20 protein-coding genes and 2 pseudogenes are annotated in these 23,304 nt (G+C 39.7%); 11 read left to right on the top strand and 11 right to left on the bottom strand.

What is annotated here, in order from left to right; translation table 11 throughout:
* Positions 1-10: 10 nt before the first annotated feature.
* The 10 genes and pseudogenes from Q0064_RS05655 to Q0064_RS05615 form a co-directional block, all read right to left on the bottom strand.
* Positions 11-193: a hypothetical protein gene (locus Q0064_RS05655; protein WP_298145581.1), complete on the bottom strand. Its 183-nt coding sequence runs from the start codon at positions 191-193 to the stop codon at positions 11-13.
* A gap of 319 nt (positions 194-512) precedes the next feature.
* Positions 513-815 (bottom strand): annotated as a pseudogene (locus Q0064_RS05650) (HepT-like ribonuclease domain-containing protein).
* A gap of 7 nt (positions 816-822) precedes the next feature.
* Positions 823-1,158 (bottom strand): nucleotidyltransferase domain-containing protein, encoded by a 336-nt coding sequence (locus Q0064_RS05645; RefSeq protein ID WP_298145579.1) that lies wholly within the window; start codon positions 1,156-1,158, stop codon positions 823-825.
* A gap of 100 nt (positions 1,159-1,258) precedes the next feature.
* The gene (locus Q0064_RS05640; RefSeq protein ID WP_298145576.1) at positions 1,259-1,768 is read right to left on the bottom strand and encodes a hypothetical protein; all 510 of its coding nucleotides are present in this window, start codon (positions 1,766-1,768) and stop codon (positions 1,259-1,261) included.
* 282 nt (positions 1,769-2,050) lie between these two features.
* Positions 2,051-3,052, bottom strand: a complete 1,002-nt coding sequence (locus tag Q0064_RS05635) for a hypothetical protein (protein WP_298145573.1) — start codon at positions 3,050-3,052, stop codon at positions 2,051-2,053.
* A gap of 161 nt (positions 3,053-3,213) precedes the next feature.
* A complete protein-coding gene (locus tag Q0064_RS05630) occupies positions 3,214-4,083 on the bottom strand; it encodes a hypothetical protein (protein WP_298145571.1) in 870 nt (289 codons plus the stop codon).
* 63 nt (positions 4,084-4,146) lie between these two features.
* Positions 4,147-4,302 (bottom strand): annotated as a pseudogene (locus tag Q0064_RS14730) (hypothetical protein); the annotation flags it as partial.
* Between the two features lie 45 nt (positions 4,303-4,347).
* Positions 4,348-4,611, bottom strand: a complete 264-nt coding sequence (locus tag Q0064_RS05625; protein ID WP_298145568.1) for a hypothetical protein — start codon at positions 4,609-4,611, stop codon at positions 4,348-4,350.
* 207 nt (positions 4,612-4,818) lie between these two features.
* Entirely contained in the window at positions 4,819-5,463 is a 645-nt protein-coding gene (locus tag Q0064_RS05620; protein WP_298145565.1) for a hypothetical protein, read from the bottom strand.
* Positions 5,464-6,322: 859 nt separating this feature from the next.
* Positions 6,323-7,786: an aminoacyl-histidine dipeptidase gene (locus tag Q0064_RS05615; RefSeq protein ID WP_298145560.1), complete on the bottom strand. Its 1,464-nt coding sequence runs from the start codon at positions 7,784-7,786 to the stop codon at positions 6,323-6,325.
* Between the two features lie 37 nt (positions 7,787-7,823).
* On the opposite strand from Q0064_RS05615, the gene Q0064_RS05610 reads away from it, so the two are divergent.
* The 3 genes from Q0064_RS05610 to Q0064_RS05600 are packed head-to-tail and all read left to right on the top strand — an operon-like array spanning position 7,824 to position 10,112.
* Entirely contained in the window at positions 7,824-8,915 is a 1,092-nt protein-coding gene (locus Q0064_RS05610) for a DUF3810 domain-containing protein (RefSeq protein WP_298145557.1), read from the top strand.
* Between the two features lie 44 nt (positions 8,916-8,959).
* Positions 8,960-9,454 (top strand): sigma-70 family RNA polymerase sigma factor, encoded by a 495-nt coding sequence (locus tag Q0064_RS05605; RefSeq protein ID WP_094487118.1) that lies wholly within the window; start codon positions 8,960-8,962, stop codon positions 9,452-9,454.
* Between the two features lie 7 nt (positions 9,455-9,461).
* Entirely contained in the window at positions 9,462-10,112 is a 651-nt protein-coding gene (locus Q0064_RS05600; protein WP_298145552.1) for a hypothetical protein, read from the top strand.
* A 60-nt stretch (positions 10,113-10,172) separates the two neighbouring features.
* On the opposite strand, the gene glmM is transcribed toward Q0064_RS05600, so the two are convergent.
* Positions 10,173-11,561, bottom strand: a complete 1,389-nt coding sequence (gene glmM, locus Q0064_RS05595; RefSeq protein WP_298145549.1) for a phosphoglucosamine mutase — start codon at positions 11,559-11,561, stop codon at positions 10,173-10,175.
* A gap of 92 nt (positions 11,562-11,653) precedes the next feature.
* Between glmM and Q0064_RS05590 the strand changes: the two genes are divergently transcribed.
* From Q0064_RS05590 to Q0064_RS05555, 8 genes are all read left to right on the top strand, one after another.
* Positions 11,654-12,238, top strand: coding sequence for an acyl carrier protein phosphodiesterase (locus Q0064_RS05590; RefSeq protein WP_298145546.1), 585 nt, complete (start codon positions 11,654-11,656; stop codon positions 12,236-12,238).
* Positions 12,235-13,899: a gamma-glutamyltransferase gene (ggt, locus tag Q0064_RS05585; protein ID WP_298145542.1), complete on the top strand. Its 1,665-nt coding sequence runs from the start codon at positions 12,235-12,237 to the stop codon at positions 13,897-13,899. Before Q0064_RS05590 ends, ggt begins: the two co-directional genes overlap by 4 nt.
* Before the next feature lie 3 nt (positions 13,900-13,902).
* The gene (locus Q0064_RS05580; protein WP_094487123.1) at positions 13,903-15,687 is read left to right on the top strand and encodes a chloride channel protein; all 1,785 of its coding nucleotides are present in this window, start codon (positions 13,903-13,905) and stop codon (positions 15,685-15,687) included.
* A 197-nt stretch (positions 15,688-15,884) separates the two neighbouring features.
* Positions 15,885-18,716: an excinuclease ABC subunit UvrA gene (gene uvrA / locus Q0064_RS05575; RefSeq protein ID WP_298145536.1), complete on the top strand. Its 2,832-nt coding sequence runs from the start codon at positions 15,885-15,887 to the stop codon at positions 18,714-18,716.
* 110 nt (positions 18,717-18,826) lie between these two features.
* Positions 18,827-21,526, top strand: a complete 2,700-nt coding sequence (locus Q0064_RS05570; protein WP_298145533.1) for a T9SS type A sorting domain-containing protein — start codon at positions 18,827-18,829, stop codon at positions 21,524-21,526.
* Between the two features lie 376 nt (positions 21,527-21,902).
* A complete protein-coding gene (locus Q0064_RS05565) occupies positions 21,903-22,037 on the top strand; it encodes a hypothetical protein (protein ID WP_298145530.1) in 135 nt (44 codons plus the stop codon).
* The gene (locus Q0064_RS05560; protein WP_298145527.1) at positions 22,030-22,227 is read left to right on the top strand and encodes a type II toxin-antitoxin system PemK/MazF family toxin; all 198 of its coding nucleotides are present in this window, start codon (positions 22,030-22,032) and stop codon (positions 22,225-22,227) included. The genes Q0064_RS05565 and Q0064_RS05560 overlap by 8 nt, the downstream gene beginning before the upstream one ends.
* A gap of 311 nt (positions 22,228-22,538) precedes the next feature.
* The gene (locus tag Q0064_RS05555) at positions 22,539-23,267 is read left to right on the top strand and encodes a TIGR00730 family Rossman fold protein (protein ID WP_094487004.1); all 729 of its coding nucleotides are present in this window, start codon (positions 22,539-22,541) and stop codon (positions 23,265-23,267) included.
* The last annotated feature ends 37 nt before the right edge of the window (positions 23,268-23,304 follow it).

The raw sequence follows: 23,304 nt of genomic DNA, 5'->3' as shown, positions 1-23,304 counted from the left end.
TTTATAAAAACTAATTGCTCTTTTTGTTTCCAAATCTCCTTATCGCAAAAATGATGATCACAAGAATTACCAGCGTTAAAAACACGCCAATGCCCATGCCTGTTTTGAAAATTCCGCCGATTAATTCGCAGGAATTAAACAAAAACGACATTGAAAATAGGAGCAGTACAGTTTGTAAAGTGGATTTTTTCATCGGTATAGTAGTTTAGAGAATGTCTACCACAAAGATGAACCGATTTGAAGGGGTGGGTATTACACGATTCCGCTAAACACTTACGGCATTCGTTTGGTTTTAATGTAATTAATTAAAAATGAGCGCTATACGATTTACAACAACAGTCTTGATGTGGATTGAAAGGGAAATTTGAAATACGAGGTTTTGTTTTTGGTTCTTGAAGTTCTTAATGTATTTTCTTAAAAGTGCTTAAACGAAGTGGTCATTCTAGCGTTTTTGAAGAATACGTTTTGCGGAGGCATTGTTTGCTGTTCGGTGAGATACAAGACAAGGTGCTTTACATACCTTTATTTTGAATCAACATTTGAATTTCGAATTTCAGTGGTACTAAGTGATTATGTAGAATTGCCCAAACTATGGCATTGTCTATGCTGTTGTAAGCATGCACTAATCGATTTCTAAAGGAAACAATTTGTTTATCGTTTTAAATTTAAATGCATGGCTCTATTTTTTTGAATTGGTTTAGTGCGTCGCCAATGATTGCCAATTGTCTTTCGACTGCACTTTGCGTTTTTCTATCATTTTCATACGAGGTAAAATCAATTCCAGTCGTAAACTCAGCAATTAAATCAATTGCCATCAAAATATCAGAAAGATACTTTTCGCTTTTTTCCGTCATAGATTAAAACTTTTGATGCATCGATACTTTTCCGAAGGATTGGATTTTTTATGGAGGAATTTGTCAGCAGATCAACTCTTCTTTGAAACAATTTTTCAAATTTATCCCATAAATCCATCAAGATTTCACCTCGTTTTATCGGATCTTTTGTGTTGACTTCTACCAACAGATCGATATCGCTTGAACTCTCATTGAATTTATCAGTTGTCGACGAACCAAATGCATACAAGCTAGTAACTTCGTGACTTTCACATAAAGACACAAACTCTTCGGAGTTACTGTATATAGATTCTTTCAGATTCACCTAGCTAAGATATAGATTTTTAAATTTCAATTTTTGGGTTTTAAGGATCCGGCGATAAAAAAAATAGATTGTGTGATGGAGCGGGTTGGCTGTAATTATATTACTTGAAATAAGTTTTGAATTCATTTTCCGAATCTGTCATACTTATTTTTTTAGGTTTCAATCTTGGGTTAAACAGATAAACTTGCCATAATTCATCGTCTCTAGTTAAATCTACAATTGCATAATTTCCGTTCTCCATAACAAACTTGATTATTTTATCTGTTTTTATCTTTAGAACAGGGAGATTGTTTTTACGAAAAGTTTCATACGACTCACTCAAGTACCACATATAATCATCAGCTCCGGTATAAAAATCTTCCTCGCCAATTTCTCTTATACGTTCTTCAATCCGTCTGTCGGTTGGTTCGATAATAATGGCAGTTTGATCTTTAAAAACAATTGTATCGATGCTGTTTTTTGAAAATTCAGAAGTGTCCTTTTCCTTATTCTCAACTTTTTTTTCTGAAATAGTTGTAACGCTTTCCGAATTGTCTTCTTTGTGATTTACTACTTGGTTACACGAAAATAACGTGAAAACTGCCAAAAAAACTGAAGTAAAATTTTTCATTCTTTGTTTTAAAACCGTGCTCTATTAAACTACATGATGCCATTTTAGATGCGCGAAATTGCGGATTTACGTACAACTTTTAATGTGAATAACTGCACTTGAGTGTAATTCAAAACTGTCAATTTGCACTAAACTAGCCATTACGCTAGCCGATGTTCTTGCTTTAGAACTAATAGCTTGAGGTTTAAAAGTACAATTAAATCTTTCTTGTCTAATGCAATAAAAAAACCTCGTTCAAAAGACTTAAACGAGGTTGAAATGGTATGTTTATGAGAAGTGTTTTTAATGGGAATTGTTAAGTGATAAGCTAGTTAAATACTGTTTTTTTTCATTCTCGGAGTTGACTTTAATGTGTGTCAATACTCGTTCGTGTATTTTGTGGATGATGTGGTTGCTCCAAATTTGCCAGTAAAATGTTGGACTTATGTTGTGATAATACCAAGTGGTACCTTCTAAAAGTGTGTTTCCGTTTGGTAATTTTGTTAATTTGAATTGTCCTTGTTTCGAAACAAAATAGTCGTGTAAGTGAGGCGCGTCAATATCCCAAAAACTTAGTTCTTTCATGGGTTCGGGTTGCTCAACAACATTAAATTTTAAAAGACGTGGTTCGTCCCAAACTGTAATTGGTTCTACAAAACTTCCAGTCGTGAAGTTGCAATATCTAACCGCTCCTACTCCGGTTCCTTCAATTTTTGCGTTTATCGGATATGCTATGCCTGTTTTAAAAATAAATTCAGTTGGCTCGTCAAGTTGCGGAAACTCAACAACGTTTTTCCAAACTGTTTGAGGATCTGCGTTAATTTCTATTGCGGTTACAACCGAAGTCAAGGTCGGTTCGTTGTCTTTTTCTATAAATGCCATCGTTGGAATGATACCGAATAAAATTAGGATAGTTGTAGGTGCGTTATCGGGTGATTTCTTAACGATTACATAGCCAATTAAACTTCCAATCCAAGTCAAGAAAAGTCCGATTGGAGCAGCCATTGCAATGCATATTAAACCTTCAATGGCAAGCACTAAAAGCCCAACCGTAAAAACGCCAAGCGAAAGAAGGCCAATTTGCCAAGCTCCTTTCATTGTTAACTCTTTTTTGAGGCCGTATAAAATCGACGAACACGCACCAATGAATACAGGTGTGAAAATAAACATAGCAATTCCATATTCTCCCATGTCGTAAATACCCCACACTGTTAATAGTCCGGAAATGATAACTGTAAGTCCGACTGAAATCAGTTTTCGTTTATTATCATCAGCGGGCAATATTCTTTCTAAATATTTTTTCATTATGGTGTCGTTTTAAATTGATTTAGGCAGTTTTATCGCTACTCGATAATGCCGATTTGGGAGCTTTGCTATCGTATCTTTTTGTTAACCTCAAAGTCGGGAGACTGTGAGGAGCGCAGTAGCTGCTGTTAGCCGCTGTGCTTCGTCCGTCCGTCATTGTGCTACTTGTCAAATGCTTTAGGATTAATTGCGAGAATTTTCTTTTCATAATCTTTCATTTTGTCAAGGTTGCCCATCGCCATTTCAATATTAAGTTTCATGAATAGAAAGTCAATGTCCTTACTGTCCTTTACAAGATATTTGTCCGAAATCAAGCCCGCTTCTTTAAATTGTCCAATTGTAAGTAAGTTGCTTGCTAATTGCAATTGGTTCTCTCTTGTTTCTCCTTCTTTAGTAATTTTTTCTTTTAAGAATTGTATTTCTGCATAAGTGTTTTCTTTTAGTCCTCTGATTTTATAAAGTGTAAGGGAGATTTTTATAACCCAGTCGCTATTGTCTGAACGCTCTATCATAAGTTGTTGCTCTGCTTTCATGTTTGTAGTGTCGCCTATTATGTTGTAGAGATAAGCAAGAGCAATATGTGGTGCTACTTTAGTTTTAATGTCAGGATAATTGCTAATGGTTTTAACCAAAGCTTTTAGTTCATTTGTCGCTGGTGGATAATTGGTTTTAACGATTGCTGCAACATCATTGTCAGGAATTCCAGTGGCTTTTAGTAAAATTGTTTCTGCCTCGTCTATATGTTGAAACATTGAATAAACTGAGGAATGATAGACGGCTAAACCCATGTAAATTTTATTGCCCTCTGATTTGTCTTCAATAGTTCCGATTGCTTTTTCAATGTTGCTCAATGCAGATTTATAGTCCTTTTGGTTAAGTGAATATTCCATTTTTTCAATGTAAGAATCAAAGTCATCCGTTCCATCAATTAATTGTCCTTCTTTATATTTCTTTTTGGTTGTTATTTTTCCATTCTCATCCCACCAAGTCCATTCCCCGTCTTTCACTCCATTTTTAAAAGCCCCAATCATTTTTTGTTTTCCATTCTCATACCAATCTTTCCAAGTTCCATCATTTGTTTCACCTCTTAATATTCCTTCCTGTTTTTTCTGCCCATTTTCATAATACCATTCCCATTTACCATCAGCAATGCCAGCATGGTAAATTCCCTTTTTGTTTATTTTACCATTTTCAAACCACCAAATGTATTCGCCTTCCTCTTTGCTGTTTACAAAAGCACCTTGCCTAATTTTATTTCCATTTTCATACCAAGCAGTCCAAACACCTGTTTTCTGTCAAATGATAAGTTGTCCTTCTACTTGTTTGTTTCCACTTGGATACCAACCTTCAATTTTTCCGCTGATTTTTCCGTCTTTGTATTCGGTTGAACTTTGCTTTTTACCATTCTCATTATAGGCAATAGCTTGTCCGGTGAAAGGCTTATCCTTCCCAACTTCATAAGAAAGTCCATTCCTTTGTTCTAATTCTTTTGCGTCAATCTGTTGTCCTGCCACAAAGAGTGGAAAAAGGAAGCAAAGGAGTAAGTGATATTTTTTCATGTCTAAAAATTATCTTTTATTTCTGTCTTTTTGATGTTGGAATTGTCGTCATAGCATTGCGGATAACAGTTTACGTAATGGCGATGGTGGGGCATTTGAAAAACGTCAGTCCAACATTTGCAAAAATGCCCAATAGAATTATAAATGTTGACTTTACAACTGTCAGCCCCACTATTGCCAATACGATGTTATGGTCAGTTTTTCGTCTTACCATATTTTCCACCACTTCTTTTTTGCCTGTTCTTCTATCATTTGTGTTGTCTTGGTTGGCTCAACTTTGTATTCTTCTAATAGTTTGCCGTCAAAATCAAATTTATATCTGTTATAATCCCAATCAGTCGCTAAAATGTGGTCGTCATAAACAGCAAATTCGTCAATTCCTTCTGCCGTTGTCCAAATGTCACGTCCACCTTGTTGCCAAATTATTTTACCATTTTTATCAAGTCGTGAAATTTCAAGCTCTCCGTGAACAACATAATCTTTGTCAAGGTAGTAAATACCAAAGCAAGATACTGTGTCAGCGATTGTTTTCCATTCCAAGTTTAAGTCAGGAATTGTTAACTTAAATATGGTGTTTGCACAACAGATTACGATTCCTCCATAACTTATGAGTATTGAATTGTCATTTATCCCTGTCACTCCTCCTTCTGAACCTATTAAGCAATTTGTAACCAATTTTTCATCTTCAAATAGCTCGACTCCAATTTGACTTATCAAAACTTCGCTGTCGCCACTTGTAAAAATTTTTTCGTATTTTTTGATGTTGTCAGAAGAGCCAAAAGTGTAATCAGTTTCGTTATAAAACTTAATTATGTGTCTTTCCAAAACTAATATTTCAACTGGTTCTATCATATTATAGTGGTAGTCTTAAAATTGCCGATAACTTAATAATTGGCGAAATCCCTTCCCCTTTTTCAATTTTCAAAAACATGCTTAATTTATTTAATCACAGCGAATTGCAGCGACAAATTTATACACATTTTTAAATATGTTAAATTGAATCCTTTTTTCGCCTTGTATCTTCGTCGAATTTACACTTTATCCACTAAACGTTAGTAACGTATTTCATAGCCCCGATGGCAGCGGCAGCCCGGAGGAAAAGACGGCTAGGTGAACCGCGATAGTAAACGGCGACCTCAGAAGCCGAACGCTGCGCGCGTGAACCTGCCGTATTTTACGAGGACTATAGCGGACAGCGGGAAGGAGCTAAAAATAGAAAAATGGAAAAAAGGGAAAAAAGGGAAAAAAGCTAAAAAGCTAACAGCTAACAGCTAACAGCTAACAGCTAAAAAGCTAAAAAACTAAAAAAGCTAACAGCTAACAGCTAAAAAGCTAAAAAGCTAACAGCTAACAGCTAACAGCTAAAAAGCTAAAAAGCTAAAAAGCTAACAGCTAACAGCTAAAAAGCTAACAGCTAACAGCTAACAGCTAACAACTAACAGCTAAAAAGCTAAAAAAGCTAAAAAGCTAACAGCTAACAGCTAAAAAGCTAAAAAGCTAACAGCTAACAGCTAACAGCTAAAAAGCTAAAAAATAGAAAAAAAGGGAAATGGAGCACAATGTTCCACAAAGTTTTTCACAACGTACACAATGTTCCTTTCGACGTGTTCATTCTCCGACAAATTGCGGGTTAGGATGGGTAAAACGATACGTGATGTGGTGAAATCGTTGGAGTCTCGCTCCTCGCCTCTCGTCTCTAACTTCTAAAAAACTACTTCCTCTCCGGAATGTTCTCCAAAACCGTACAAAACAATTTCCAGAATTTTCGTACCGAAGTAATTGAGGCACGCTCGTCGGGTGAATGCGCTCCTAAAATCGTCGGACCAAACGAAACCATGTCCATCTTTGGGTAATTCTTGCCTAAAATACCGCACTCTAAACCGGCATGACACGCCACAACACGCGGTTTCGAACCAAATAAATCGGTGTACGTTTTGGCGAGCAATTGCACAATATCCGACTCAGGTTTGGGCTTCCAACCCGGATAACTGCCCGAAAACAAAACCTCGCAACCCGCCAACTCAAAAGCCGATTTCAAGGCATTAGCCAAATCGTATTTCGAAGTTTCAACCGACGAGCGCGTTAAACACTGAATGCTCAATTGTCCGTTTTCAATGGTTACTTTGGCAATGTTGTTCGAGGTTTCGACCAAATCGGGCATATCGGCACTCATGCGATACACACCGTTGTGCGCCGCATAAATAGCACGTAACACAGCCTCCTGCGCCGCAACATCCATAACCGTTTCGGACAGCTCGGCCGGCACCAATTCAATTTCCAACTGCGGTTCGGTGGTCGCAAATTCAGCTTTGATATCGTCTATAATTTCTTGAATGTCTAATTGAAAAGCACCGTCGTACAATTGTGCAATCACAAAATGCGCCACGCTCTCGCGCGGAATAGCATTGCGTAAACTTCCGCCCACTATACTCGCAATTTGCAAACCAAAATTGTCGAAACCGCCAAAAAGCAATCGGTTCATGATTTTGTTGGCGTTGCCCAAGCCTTTGTGGATATCCATACCGGAGTGTCCGCCCTGCAAACCGCGCACAATAAGTTTAAAAGCTAGCGAATGTTCGGGCGTAGGTTCCGAATTGTAAACGGCTTGTGCGGTAACGTCTAATCCGCCGGCGCAGCCAATGTCGATTTCATCGTCTTCTTCGGTATCTAAATTTAGGAGAATATCGCCTGTGAGCACGCCGCCTTGCAGATTCATCGCGCCGGTCATTCCCGTTTCTTCATCGATGGTAAACAGTGCTTCGATAGCCGGATGCGGCAAATCGGTACTTTCTAAAACAGCCATGATGGTGGCAACACCTAGTCCGTTATCGGCGCCCAAAGTGGTTCCGCGCGCTCGAACCCAATCGCCATCTACATACATGTCGATACCTTGTGTTTGAAAATCGAAAACCGTGTCGGCATTTTTCTGGTGCACCATATCCAGATGGCTTTGCAGCACAACAGTTTGCCGATTTTCCATACCTGGTGTCGCCGGTTTTTTTATAATGACGTTACCAACCTCGTCGGTGTAGGTTTCCAAGTTCAACTTTTTGCCAAATTCTTGCATAAAAGCAATCACTCGGGCTTCTTGTTTCGATGGTCGTGGCACAGCGTTTAAATCTGCGAAGTTTTTCCAAATCGGGTTTGGAACTAAATTTCTAACTTGCTCGTTCATAAAATGGCGGTTTGAGCCACGAAAATACAACAAGCAAGTGAAGCAGGTCGAGAAATTAAAGCAGTTTTTAGAATTGTACAGCCCGCGTTACGGCAATTTAGCGCGCAGCCTTTCGTATTTGCTTGTTGTTGTGCTAGTTGTGAAAATCCTTGGCAACTCGAATACTTTTATTGCGTTCTATCAATCGAGCTTTTATCCCAAAATCGCTACGGCTTTGCGAACGATTACGGGCTATTTTTCGTTTTCGATTGGCGATATTGCCTACACCCTTTTAGGATTGTACTTGTTAATCTCAACGATTCGGAACCGGAAAAAGTTCATTCAAATTGTATTTCCGTTGTTGCTGCGTACGTGCGCCACTTTGTATTTGCTGTTTCACGTACTGTGGGCGTTCAACTACTACGGACCTTCGCTCGCTGAAAAACAAAACTGGAATTTGGAATACAGCGATACCGAATTGCATGCGTTAACGCGAAAACTGATTCGCGAAAGCAATCGGCTGCAGTTTGCAATTACTAAAAATAAGGCAACAGCTGTTCGGCAAACTGTTTCAGACGCAGCGGTTGAAAATACTGTTTTGAAATACTGGTATTTACCCGATTACGCATTGAACTATGAAACGCCAAGTGTCAAAAAGTCGTTGTACAGTTTGGCCTTAAGTTACATGGGATTTACGGGCTATTTGAATCCGTTTTCAGGCGAATCGCAGTACAATTACGAGTCGCCTAACTTTAACCGAAGTTTTACGATTGCGCACGAAATGGCGCATCAGCTGGGTGTTGGTAGCGAAAGTGAATGTAATTTTTATGCTTTTCAAGTTACGGCAGCGGCAACCGATTTACACTTGCAGTATGCGGCTCATGCCACAGCCTTGCGCTATTGTTTGAATATGTGGAAGTTTAAGAATCCGGTTGTTTTAAATTTCTATCAGAAATCGATTAATAAGGGAGTCCTTCGAAATTTTGAAGAAGCCGATGCGTTTTGGAAGGGAAAGTCCACTTTCGTGGAAAAAATATTCGAAACTTTTTACGATAATTTCCTTAAATTCAACAGTCAAAAAGACGGTATTTCGAGCTACGGAAAGTTTATTAATTTATTGATTGCCTCAAATCGAAATGATAAAATCTAGAGCGAAATTGTAACAAAAATGAGTGAAAACCTACTAATCGAACGATGGAGCAATCTTTAGAAAAAGACTTTGTAGAGAAGCTGAAAATGAATCAGAATTTGATTCACAAAATTTGTCGGCTTTATACGCAAGACGAAGATCAGCACAAAGATCTTTTCCAAGAGATTACGATTCAATTGTGGAAAGCTTACCCAAAGTTTCGAGGCGAAAGTAAATTTTCGACTTGGGCGTATCGGGTAGCTTTAAACACCGCGATTACCTTGTACCGAAAAGACAAGCGCAGCATTCAAACTTCGGATGTGGAAACGGCCAATTTGTTTATCAAAGAAGAGCAGTACAACTATGAAGAAGAAGAGCAGATTAAGCTGATGTATCGCGCGGTGCAGCAATTGAACGACATTGAAAAGGCTCTAGTTTTCATGTATTTAGAAGACAAAGATTATCATGAAATCGCCGAAACGCTGGGGATTTCAGAAGTAAACGCACGTGTAAAGATGAATCGAATTAAGGGGAAATTGAAAAAAATATTAAATCCGTAGCAAGCAGATGGAAGGATTGGATTTATTAAAGAAAGACTGGCAGAAGTCGACCAACTCGTTCACGCAAATCGGTGAAAATGAGTTGAGCAACATGCTGAAATTGCGATCGTCGTCGATTGTGAAATGGATTTTTATTGTTTCCATTTGCGAGTTATTGCTGGGTATTATTTTGGGCATCACGCTGTCGCTGAGCAAAACGCACGACGAAAGTAGCGAGTTACTACAGAAATGGGGAATTTACGAGTTTTATCTGGCTTGCAGTATTGTATTTTACCTTGTTGTTGTTTGGTTCATTTACCGTTTTTATCAGAATTACCGCAAGATATCTGTTGTAAGCAGTACCAAAGAACTCATTACCAACATCATCAACACCCGACGAGTGGTAAAGCGCTACATAGCTTTTAACCTAATTTCATTCGCTGTATTGTTTATCGTTGTTTGTAGTTTCGGATTCTATCACGGTTACACCACAGAAAGTGTGATGCACGACGGCAACGGACAAATGCCTCTCACGGTAATGATTACAGCAATTATCATCTTGATTCTTATCACCGCGGTTTTAACACTTATTTTCTGGCTGATTTACAAATTGATCTACGGAATACTATTGCGCCGTTTGAACCGCAGTTACGAAGAACTTAAGAAAATGGAATTATAAATTATACAACAAAAAAGCCTCCGATTTGGAGGCTTTTTTGTGGAATAAAACGATCGTACTTTAAATTCCGGCGAACGCTTTTAATTCCGATACAAATCGAACAGCCAGTTCATCCGCCGCGGCTTGCGAACCAGCTTCGGTATAAATTCGAATAATCGGTTCGGTGTTGCTTTTCCGCAAGTGCACCCAAGAGTTTTCGAAATCAATCTTCACACCGTCCACAGTAGAAACTTCTTCTGATTGATACTTATCCTCTACTTGCTTCAAAACCGCATCCACGTTAATGCTTGGTGTGAGTTCAATTTTATTTTTACTCATAAAATACGCCGGATAACTATCTCTGAGTTCCGAAACTTTCATTTTCTTTTCGGCTAAATGCGTCAGGAATAAGGCAATTCCAACAATGCTATCGCGTCCGTAATGCAAATCCGGATAAATAATTCCGCCGTTGCCTTCTCCGCCAATCACCGCATTTTGTTTTTTCATCAGTTCCACAACATTCACTTCGCCAACGGCACTGGCAAAGTAGGTGCCGCCGTGTTTTAGCGTAACATCGCGCAAAGCACGAGACGACGATAAGTTAGAAACGGTATTTCCAGAATTCTTCGACAAGATGTAATCGGCTATGGCAACGAGCGTATATTCTTCGCCAAACATCTCGCCGTTTTCGGATACAAAGGCAAGTCGGTCTACGTCGGGATCTACAACAATTCCGAAATCGGCTTTTTCTTCCACAACCAATTTCATGATTTCCGACAAATGTTCTTTCAAAGGTTCCGGATTGTGCGGAAAATGACCGTCGGGCGTGCAATACAACTTCACACATTCAACACCCATTTCCTCCAATAATTTCGGAACAATGATACCGCCGCTAGAATTCACGGCATCAACAACGACTTTAAATTTTGCTTCTTTAACTAAATCGATATTCACGAGCGGTAAATTCAATACCTCATCAATATGAATATCCATGTACGAATCGTTAACGATTAAAGTTCCCAGCGAATCAACATCGGCAAACTGATAATCGCCTGCATCGGCAATTTTTAGAATTTCTGCACCGTCGGCGCCACTCAAAAATTCACCTTTATCATTCAATAACTTTAACGCATTCCATTGCTTAGGGTTGTGCGAAGCGGTAAGAATAATTCCTCCGTCGGCTTTTTCTAAGGGAACGGCCACTTCAACGGTTGGTGTAGTCGATAATCCGAGATCAATCACGTCGATTCCCAAACCGATTAAAGTATTGGCTACTAAGGCGTGAATCATGGGGCCGGAAATGCGCGCATCGCGACCAATAACCACTTTGATGTCTTCTTTACCCAGTGTTTTCTTTAGAAATGTTCCGTAAGCGGCAGCGAATTTTACAGCATCGATCGGCGTTAGGTTGTCGTCGATCGCACCACCAATGGTACCGCGGATTCCGGAGATAGATTTAATTAATGTCATCGATTTTAACTTTTTTACAAATATAAGTTTTCGCTTTGCCTAGAAAAGAAAAAAGTGGCGATACGAATTAAAAAAAGGTTATATTTAGGCGTATGAATTTTCTTGCACATTTATATTTATCGGGCAGCGATACCGAAGTTCAGCTGGGGAATTTCCTAGCAGAAGGAATTCGAACCAAAGCGTATTTAGATTTTCCGAAAGGCATACAGCGCGGTATTTTATTGCATCGAGAAATCGACACCTTTACCGATGCGCATCCTGTTTTCAGACAAAGCACCAAACGATTACATGGCTCCTACCACCACTATGCACCCGTGATTGTTGATTTGTATTACGATCATTTCCTAGCGAAAAACTGGAGCGTGTATTCCCAAAAACCGCTCAACGAAGTCGTGCAAAACTTTTACAATTTGCTCAATAAAAATGCCGAATTATTAACGGTTAAAGCCAAATCTATTGTGCCGTACATGATCAAATACAATTGGCTACTTTCCTATGAATCGATTAACGGATTATCGAATATTTTCCGACAAATGGACGCAAGAACGAAGTTTCTATCGGGCATGAGTTCGGCAACCGAAGAACTTACAGCCGATTACTTTTTGTTTGAAGAAGAATTCACGAAGTTTTTTCCCGAAATTCAATTGTTCTGCGAAAAAAAGTTGAACGAATTATGAAGTCTTGGCAAATTGTACTGGTACTTTATCCTTTTCTAATATTCGCACAGCAACAGCAAATTTATTCGAAAGCTGCGGTGAGCTCGGCACGAATTGAAGCTTCTGAAATCGGCGCAGAAATTTTAAAACAAGGCGGAAATGCTTTTGATACGATGATTGCCGTAGAATTGGCCTTAGCCGTTTCGTATCCGTATGCGGGCAATATTGGCGGCGGCGGATTTATGGTTTACGCACAAGCCGATGGTTCAGTAGGTTCGTTAGATTATCGAGAAATGGCGCCGGAAAAGGCAAGTGAAAACATGTACTTGAGTGCGAATGGCAGCGTAAATACAGATAAAAGCAGCAAAGGTGCGCTTGCCGTTGGCGTTCCAGGAACTATCGCTGGGATTTTTGAGGTTCATAAGAAATTTGGTTCGCTACCTATCGAGCTGCTTTTTAAACCAGCTATTCGTTTAGCGCGCAAAGGCGTTCAGATCTCGGCGCTGCAGTATCAGCAGTGGCAAACACATCAAAAAACTATCATTGAAGTTTCTGGAAAAGAACTTCCTTTTAAAATCGAGCATAAAATTGGCGATCGAGTTACCTTTCGCGCACTAGCAAAGACGTTGGAACGAATCTACAAAAACGGTTCAGCCGAATTCTATTCGGGAAAAACGGCCCGAAAATTAGTCTCGGCACTGAGAAAACGAGGGGGAATCATTACGGCTAACGATTTGAAGAACTATCGTGCCACATGGCGAAAACCGCTGTGCTTCCGTTTTAAAGAATACACGATTTGCAGCATGCCGCCACCTTCATCGGGAGGCGTAGCATTGGCACAACTTTTTGGCATGCTCGAGAATTTCAAATTAGACACTTTACGCGTTAACAACTTAACATACATTCAGTTGCTAACCGAATTAGAACGACGCGCTTACGCAGATCGCAGCAAGTTTTTAGGGGATCCGGATTTTGTAAATGTTCCCGTTACAGAATTAACTGCTTCGAATTACCTTAAAGAACGGGCAGCCAGCATTAACTTTGATCGCGCCACTGCGTCGAAGGATATAGAAGCGGGTGCGATTACGATTTCAGAATCCGACGAAACCACGCACTATTCTATAGCCGATTCGTTCGGAAATGTCGTTGCCGTTACCACCACGCTAAATGGTGCCTTCGGTTCGAAATTGTATTTACCTGAACTTGGTTTTTTCTTGAATAACGAAATGGACGATTTCAGCGCCAAGCCGGGATTTCCAAACAGCTACGGACTTACCGGAAGCAGTGCCAACAAAATTGAACCCGGAAAACGCATGTTGTCGTCGATGACGCCCACGATAGTGCTTAAAAACAATAAGCCTATCTTAGCCTTAGGATCGCCCGGAGGTTCAACCATTATTACCACAGTTTTCCAAACTTTATTGAATGTACTTCAGTTCGAAATGCCGATTCAAGCTGCCATTGATAGTCCGCGATTTCACCACCAATGGCTGCCCGACGAAGTTTTATTCGAAAGAAATTTTCCAAAAGAACATTTTCATGCGCTTGAAAACAAAGGCTATAAAATAAAAGTCGGCGAAAGCCCGGTTATTGGGAAAGTTGATGCTATTTTTATAGATTCGCTTGGAAACAAACACGCCGGAGCAGATAAGCGCGGCGAAGATGCCACAGCAGGATTTTAACTCATGATTAGAACGATAAAAAAACGGTTTGAATTTGCTATTCATCTGGCCAAAGCCAATTTAACTGCCAAGCAATTTATATTTTTGGCCGCGGTTTTGGTAGGCATTTCGGTTACAGCAGCTGTAATCGTGCTTAAAACATTTGCACACAAAGTTTTCGAAATTGCCACCTATCTGAGTTCTAAGCTGCATCTCGGGTTTGTGAACGGTTTACTTCCGATCATCGGTATTTTACTGACGGTTTTAGTTGTAAAAAAATTACTCGGTGGCAGCATCGAAAAAGGTACGAGTCAGATTTTGTATGCCGTTGCCAAAAAAGCAGGAATTGTTCCGCGAAAGCAAATGTATGCGCAAATCATGACAAGCTCGCTCACCGTAGGATTGGGAGGTTCGGCTGGTTTGGAGAGTCCGATTGTAATTACCGGCGCCGCTTTTGGTTCGAATTTCGCGCAACAATACCGACTCGGCTACAAAGAACGTACCTTATTGATTGGCTGTGGCGTGGCGGCAGGAATTGCAGCAGCATTTAAAGCTCCGATTGCTGGCGTACTGTTCGCTATTGAAGTTTTATTAGTCGATGTAAGTATTGCCGCTTTTACACCGATTATGATTTCAGCTGCAACGGGAGCGATTTTGTCGGCCATTATATTAGACGACACCATTTTATTGACATTCAATTCCGAAAATTCGTTTAACTACAAGAACGTTCCGTATTACGTTGGCTTGGGCTTACTTACGGGCTTTGTCTCGGTTTTTTACATGCGGAATTTTCAAAGAGTTGAACGCGTCTTTGGGTTAATTCGGTGGAAACCCTATAAAAAAGCATTGATTGGTTCGAGTTTATTGGCTGTTTTGATATTTGTATTTCCACCTTTATTTGGTGAAGGTTACGAAGGTATTCGACTTCTTTCTGCCGATAAGGCTGCGCTGTTGCTCGAAGGAACGCTCTTTGAATCTTGGGAAAACAACAAATTTGCTATTTTGATTTTCGTTGGATTAATCTTATTTACCAAAGTTTTCGCGACAGGTTTAACCATTGGTAGCGGCGGAAACGGCGGAAACTTTGCTCCTTCCCTATTCATGGGATCGTACACCGGATTTTTATTTGCGAAACTGATCAACGTTCTCGGAATTCAATCGCTACCGATCGGAAATTTTACCATTGTTGGAATGGCAGGGATATTAAGTGGTGTTTTTCATGCACCGCTAACAGCTATTTTCCTTATTGCAGAAATTACAGGAGGTTACGATCTGATTGTTCCCTTAATGATGGTATCGTCGATCAGTTTAGCGGTAGCAAAACGATTCGAAAAGCATTCGCTTGACGTTAAAAATCTCGCTAAAAAAGGACAAGTGTTCACGGGAAATAAGGATTCAAACATACTTACAACAATCGATTTAAATTCACTGATTATTCCTGATGAAATGGTTCTAAAACCGGATGAAAATTTACAGCGATTGGTAGAATACGTATCGCACTCAAGCCAATCGATTTTTGCAGTTACGAATCACGAAAAAGAGCTTATTGGTTTGATTTACTTCGACGATATTCGCGAAATTATTTTCAGTAATTTCAAAGTCAAATACACCAAAGTTCAAGAAATTATGAAACCGGTTTTGTATTCGGTTCAAAACGACGAGTCGATGGCAGCTGTAATGAATAAATTCGACTTAACCGGTTTGGCATATTTGCCTGTACTTTACAAGAAACAGTACAAAGGTTTTATTTCTAAATCGATTGCTTTAGAAGCGTATCGCGACCGACTAAAAGCTTTAACAATTGACTAATTTACGATTGTTGAAGATCAATAAATGAACATTGTTTTCTAGCGCTTTCGCGGAATTTTCAGTAGCAAAAGAACTTCAACAAAGTGCGATTTGGATTGTGTTTTTAAACTCAAAAAAGAACGAATATTTTATTTGAAGCTTTGTTTTTGAGATAGTTTTTAGCAAAGATTAGCCGTATTTTTGCCTTTTTGAAAAAAATGCCTGAAATAGAAAATCATATAGAGGTTATTGGCGCTCGAGTTCATAACCTCAAAAACATAGACGTTAAAATTCCGCGCGACAAGCTCGTTGTAATTACTGGGCTGAGTGGTTCGGGGAAATCATCCTTAGCTTTTGATACCATTTACGCCGAAGGTCAACGGCGGTACATCGAAACCTTTTCGGCGTACGCGCGTCAGTTTCTCGGCGGTTTGGAACGTCCGGATGTGGATAAAATCGACGGACTTTCGCCTGTAATTGCCATTGAGCAAAAAACAACCAGTAAGAGTCCGCGTTCAACCGTCGGTACAATTACAGAAATCTACGACTTTCTTCGTTTACTTTACGCACGTGCCGCAGACGCTTACAGTTACAATACGGGCGAAAAAATGGTAAGCTACACCGACGACCAAATCAAAGATTTGATTTTGAGAGATTTCGCCGGCAAGAAAATCAATGTTTTGGCTCCCGTTATCCGAGCCAGAAAAGGACATTATGCTGAACTCTTCGTACAGATTGCCAAACAAGGATTTCTGAAAGTACGCGTAAACGGCGAGTTACGCGATATCGTACACGGCATGAAACTCGATCGGTACAAAACACACGACATCGAAATTGTTGTTGATCGATTGTTGGTAGATAGCTCGCCGGATCTCGAGAAACGATTGAGTCAAAGTATTGATACTGCGATGCGTCACGGCGAAAACGTCTTAATGATTTTAGACCAAGACAGCCATGAAATTCGCTATTTCAGTAGGAATTTAATGTGTCCGACAACGGGGATATCGTACGAAAATCCGGAGCCAAATCTCTTTTCGTTTAATTCCCCGAAAGGAGCTTGCAAAACCTGCAACGGCTTGGGAACGATTAACGAAATCAACTTCAAAAAAATTGTTCCAGACACTAAAATGTCGATTAAAGACGGCGGATTCCTACCGCTCGGTCCGTACAAACAAAGCTGGATTTTCAAACAATTAGAAACCATCGGCGAAAAATTTGGTTTTAAACTCACCGATCCGATTGAGAAAATTTCTGCGGAAGCGATTGATATTATCCTAAATGGTGGAAAAGATCGATTTTTAGTAGAATCGACCACTTTAGGCGTTACTAAAGAATACCGAATTGAATTTGAAGGTATAGCGCAATTTATTAAAAATCAATACGATGAAAGCGGTTCCGCATCGATAAAACGCTGGGCGAAAGATTTCATGGACGAAATTCCTTGTCCGGATTGCGGCGGAGCTCGTTTGAAAAAAGAAGCTTTGTATTTCCGAATTGATGAGAAAAACATCGCTGAAATGTCGGCTTTAGATATTTCCGATCTCGCAGCAGTTTTTCGCGATATCTCTAAAAAACTAAACGAGAAACAACTCATTATCGGTTCCGAAATCATCAAGGAAATTAACGACCGTTTGGCGTTTCTTCTAAATGTTGGTCTAGATTATTTGTCTTTGAATCGGAGTTCGAAAACACTGTCGGGTGGTGAAGCACAACGCATTCGATTGGCAACGCAAATTGGTTCGCAATTGGTAGGTGTTTTGTATATCCTCGACGAACCAAGTATCGGTTTACACCAACGCGATAACGAAAAACTCATTACTTCTTTAGAACAATTACGCGATATAGGAAATTCCGTTTTAGTCGTTGAACACGACAAAGACATGATTTTACGCGCGGATTATGTAGTAGATATCGGTCCGAAAGCAGGTCGACACGGAGGTGAAATCATTAGCATCGGAACGGCAAAAGAATTATTGACGCACGATACACTAACTGCAGCTTATCTCAACGGAAAAAAATCGATTCAAATTCCTAAGAAAAGACGCGAGGGTAACGGTAAATCTTTGAAGTTAACAGGCGCTACGGGCAATAACCTCAAAAATGTAAGTATCGAAATTCCGCTGGGGAAACTGGTTTGTGTTACAGGCGTTTCGGGTAGCGGAAAATCGACTTTAATTAATGAAACCTTGTATCCGATTCTGAATGCACATTTTTTCAACGGAGTTAAGAAACCACAACCGTACAAAAAAATCGAAGGTTTAGAACATCTGGATAAGGTAATCGACATTGATCAAAGTCCGATTGGGCGAACACCACGCAGTAATCCGGCGACATACACAGACGTATTTTCTGAAATCCGGAACTTATTTACGATGACCCCCGAAAGTATGATTCGCGGTTATAAGGCTGGGCGATTTAGTTTCAATGTAAAAGGTGGTCGTTGCGAAACTTGCGAAGGAAGCGGTGTTCGAACGATTGAAATGAACTTTCTGCCTGATGTTTATGTGGAATGTGAAACCTGTCAGGGCAAACGATTTAACAGAGAAACCTTAGAAATTCGATACAAAGGAAAATCGATTTCCGATGTGTTGAACATGACCGTAGATGAAGCCGTTCCGTTTTTTGAGAATATTCCAAAAATCTATCGCAAGATAAAAACCATTCAAGATGTTGGTTTAGGTTACATCACTTTGGGTCAGCAGAGCACGACATTATCCGGCGGCGAAGCACAACGCATTAAACTAGCTGGTGAACTTTCGAAAAAAGATACAGGTAATACTTTTTATATCCTCGACGAACCAACCACAGGATTGCATTTTGAAGACATACGCGTATTGATGGATGTAATCAACAAATTGGTTGATAAAGGCAATACGGTTTTGATTATCGAACACAATCTCGACGTAATTAAACTTGCCGATTACGTGATCGATGTAGGTTACGAAGGTGGAAAAGGCGGTGGAAAAATTGTAGCCACGGGAACTCCTGAAGAACTTATAAAAGACAAAAAGAGCTATACTGCAAAGTTTTTGAAGAGCGAGTTGCCTTAAAAATTAAAAATATATATAGTTGTAAAATTTTTCCGAAGCCATACTGTTTAAAAAAACTACTTTTGAAAACTTTTTGCTAAACCTAACTACTGCCGCTACGGCAAATTTCTATGAATAAAAAAATTACCTTTTTACTGAGTTTCCTTTTCTCAGTCGGACTATTGTCTGCCCAAAACAGTGGCGATCTGGATGTAACTTTCGGAAATAACGGAAAATTACTTACAGATATCGGGCAAGCCGATTTCACAATTACCAGTCAGGCTACACAAACCGATGGAAAAATTATACTCGCCGGCCGATTCAATAACTTTAATAATGTGTACGGATTTATAATTCGTGTCAATACCGACGGCACACTCGATACTACTTTCAATGGTACGGGAAGAGTGCTAAACGAAAGTGTGGCTGGTTTTCAAAAACTAATTCTACAGTCGGATGGTAAAATACTTGTTGGTGGTGGCGACAGTTCCGGCGTTGCAGTAGCAAGATACTTAACCGATGGCACACCCGATGCATCGTTTGGCGACAACGGCCAAATTATTTCCGATACAGAAAACAACTCAAGCTTTGTTTACTTTGTAGACTTTGCACAACAAGCCGATGGAAAAATTGTAGTACTATCCTATTACAACGCAAACCAACAGGATTACCGCTTAACGCGACTAAATACCAACGGCACAATTGATACAAGTTTTGGGACAAATGGCGCTACAATATCAAATATCGGAGCTGCAGAAATAACTAATTCTATCGCGATTCTAGGTAACGATAAAATAGTTGTAAACGGTATCAATATTGGAACCGACACACAAGCTTTCGTTGCAAAGTATACCGCGTCGGGAGTTCTCGATACTACCTTCAACACTACTGGTTTTCGATTGTTTACCTTCACGGGAACTGTAGGAACACGCCCTTCCAATGTTATTGCACAAGCCGATGGCAAGCTGCTATTCGCGAACGAAGTTTACTCGAACAGTTTACCACGGGTTTACTTAATCCGACTCACAGTTAACGGAAATTACGATACCACTTTTGATAGTGATGGCATTGCTATAGCTAATGCTCCGGATGACTTTTTCTCAAACAAAGGCATCCTCAAATTACTTCCTACTGGAAAATATATGTACTTTACCGAAACTTCAATTACTTTAAATACAATAAGTTATAGAAAAGCAACTGCCTTTCGCTTTAACTCGAACGGCAGCGCTGATGCTACATTCGACAACGATGGTCAGACGGTTTATACAATTTCGAATTTAAACGACAACATCGCCGACTTTTCTGTGGCTAACGATGGAAATGTCGTATTTTCTGGAAATGCCGATTTATCCTTCTTTCAAGATGGAATATATCTATGCAAAATCAACGGCAACGGCTCCTTAAACACAGGTTTTAGTACCGACGGTAAAGTGGAACTGTTCTTCCCATATCCCGCATACGACGAACTAAAAGTAGCTAAATTGCAAGCCGATGGGAAAATTGTTGCAGCTGGAGTAGCCTTCTTTAACGACGAGTTACGCTCGGTGGTACTGAGATATAACGCCAACGGAACTCTCGACACTTCTTTCGCAGATAACGGAATTCTGCGCTTATTTAATCAAGCACCTTACTACAATATTACCGATATTGAAATACTGCCAAACGGAAAAATTATAGTTGCTGCTGGCGACGTTTATTCTTACGTTTTGCAACTTAATGCAAACGGAACTGTCGATACAACTTTCGGAACAAACGGCTTTGTTCTTTTTACAAATAATTTCACAACTATTTACGATGTCGAGGTACTTAGCACCGGAAAAATACTACTTGCCGGAGATGAAGTTTATAGCATTGGATCAAGCTTTACAGAAAACTACAAACTAACGCGCTTAAATGCGAATGGTACCTTTGACACTACCTTTGGAACCGGCGGAACTTCAAACATACCCTCAACGACTGCCGTACAAGAAACCATATTCAAAATCAAAGCCCTTGCCTCGGGAAAAATAATCGCCGCCGGAACCATTTTTAACGGTAACGATGCCGATGTGATTGTTTTCCGATACAACTCTAACGGCACGCTCGACACCACCTTTAATGGAAACGGATCGGCTACATTCGGTGGCCCAGAATACGATTACCCAACAGCACTTCTCGCTAGCCCAAATGGTAAAATCACCGTTTGTTCATCCATCGGTGAAAACGAAGAAGCACTTATTACCCGATTCAATTCTAACGGCGAATTCGACACCACTTTTGATACCGACGGTAACCTACCTTTCGCTTTTGAAACGATAAACTTTCCAAAAGACTTGCACGAAGATACAAACGGGAAACTGCTAATCAGCGGAAGTTCTAATGCCAACAATGATAGCAATTTCGATTTCACGATAGTGCGCGTAAACAATAACGGCGATCTCGACGGTACGTTTGCCGATGGCGGAAAATTAACTATTGATTTCGATAATACAACAGATGGGGTTATGAGTTTGCTCGTTTCCGGAAATACAGCTATCGCCGCAGGCTTTGGAGGCGAAACACAAAGTACAACCGATTTTGCATTTGCTAAGTTCTTTATCGACACGGTTTTAAGTACATCGGAGTTTGAAAAAGCGCAAAACACATTTTATCCAAACCCCGCCGCTCAATTCATTACTCTTAACGAAACAATCACAAAAGCAGAAATTTTTACTATCGATGGCAAATCTGTTCCTACAAAAATGAACGGAAATCGAATTGATGTAAACCAGCTTCCAAACGGAATTTATTTGGTTAACTTAACGTATGCAAATAACGAAACTAAAACCGAAAAACTGATTGTAAGACACTAATAATTAGGGCAACTGCCTGGCGCGAAGTAGTGGAAACAAAAACGCCAGGCACCGCGCTTTCCAAGTAAAGGTACGGCAACAAAAACTACTGCTGCAGCAGGTCTTTCGGCTTCCGCTGGTCGCCAAAATCCGCTACGCAGCAGTACGTTTTTGTTCACCGCACGCTTTCTTTTCCAATCGCTGTTGCAGAAAATCGTGCACATTACACACATTATTTATCAAATGCATACCTAGGCAGATAAAATAAAATCCGAAAAATCGTAAATTTGAAAAAAAAGCAACGACTCGCCAAGCTATAATTGACAAAACGATACAAGCTATAAATCAGCTGCCCGAAGATAAAGCACTGGAAATTTTCAACTTTGCCGACTTCATCATGAAAAAATACAAAGAAAGAAGAATCAACGAAGGATTACAACAGCTTGCTTCACAATCAGCGACTTTCGACTTCCTACATGACGAAGAAGAAATTTACACCTTGAATGATTTGAAAGAACAGTATCGTGGTTAAAGGAGATATCATATTAATTACATTTCCATTCACCAATTTTAGCGGCAGTAAATTAAGACCCGCCATTGTTTTGATTGAAAACGATCTCGATATAACCGTTTGCTTTATCACTACTCAAACCACATGGCAAGAAGAAACCGATTTTATTCTCAAACCAAATAGCACTAACGGAATAAAAAATAGTCATTAGTCAAAACAGGGAAGATTGCAACAAATGACAAAAAATTTGCACAAGGACTATTAGGCCGACTCTCTAAAAGTGAAATTACGGTTTTGAACGAAAACCTAAAAATAGTGTTACAGCTTTCCTGATATTACCGAATGTGTCTATATATGTCCGTTTTTTCTCTATAAAATTGCTGACGAAGTACATTTACACCTTTCAAATACCCGCACATATCGCACAAAAACATTTACTAAAACCAAGGCTTTTTCACTAAATTTGCGGTCGGCTTTTTCGAAAACGATATTTTTCTGAGAAAGCTCATTAAAATTTAAACTATGCGAGTAGAAGATTTCGACAACGACGACGATAGAATCATCCAAGACCGATTAAAACAAAAAACATGGACGGAAATCCGTACCAACGACAGCTGGGCCATTTTTAAAATTATGGCCGAATTCGTTAACGGTTACGAAACCATGGGACGTATCGGTCCGTGTGTATCTATCTTCGGTTCAGCACGTACCAAACCCGATCAACACTATTACCAATTAGCCGAAAAAATTGCTTTCAAAATCAGTAAAGCGGGTTACGGCGTAATTACCGGCGGCGGACCAGGTATCATGGAAGCCGGAAACAAAGGGGCACACTTAGGTGGTGGAACTTCTGTGGGTTTAAACATCGAACTCCCTTTCGAACAACACTTCAATCCGTACATCGATCACGATAAAAACCTAAATTTCGATTACTTCTTCGTTCGAAAAGTAATGTTTGTAAAATATTCGCAAGGCTTCGTGGTTATGCCCGGCGGTTTCGGAACACTCGACGAAATGTTCGAAGCAATCACGCTAATTCAAACCAAGAAAGTAGCAAAATTCCCTGTAATTCTTGTCGGAAAAACCTTCTGGAGCGGATTAATGGATTGGATTAAAACCATTTTAGTAGAAAAATACGCGACTGTAAGCCCTGGGGATCTCGATTTGATCAAAATTGTAGACACCGAAGATGAAGTCGTTGAAGTACTCGACAATTTCTACAAGAAATACACGCTGAGTCCGAACTTCTAATTTTTGTAGGTACGCATACAATAAAGCAAGGCAAAAC

Origin of the sequence: Flavobacterium sp. (genome assembly GCF_027490375.1) — a bacterium.
In the GTDB taxonomy this organism is placed as follows: Bacteria; Bacteroidota; Bacteroidia; order Flavobacteriales; family Flavobacteriaceae; genus Flavobacterium.
This window is presented reverse-complemented; position numbering and strand designations above follow the sequence as displayed.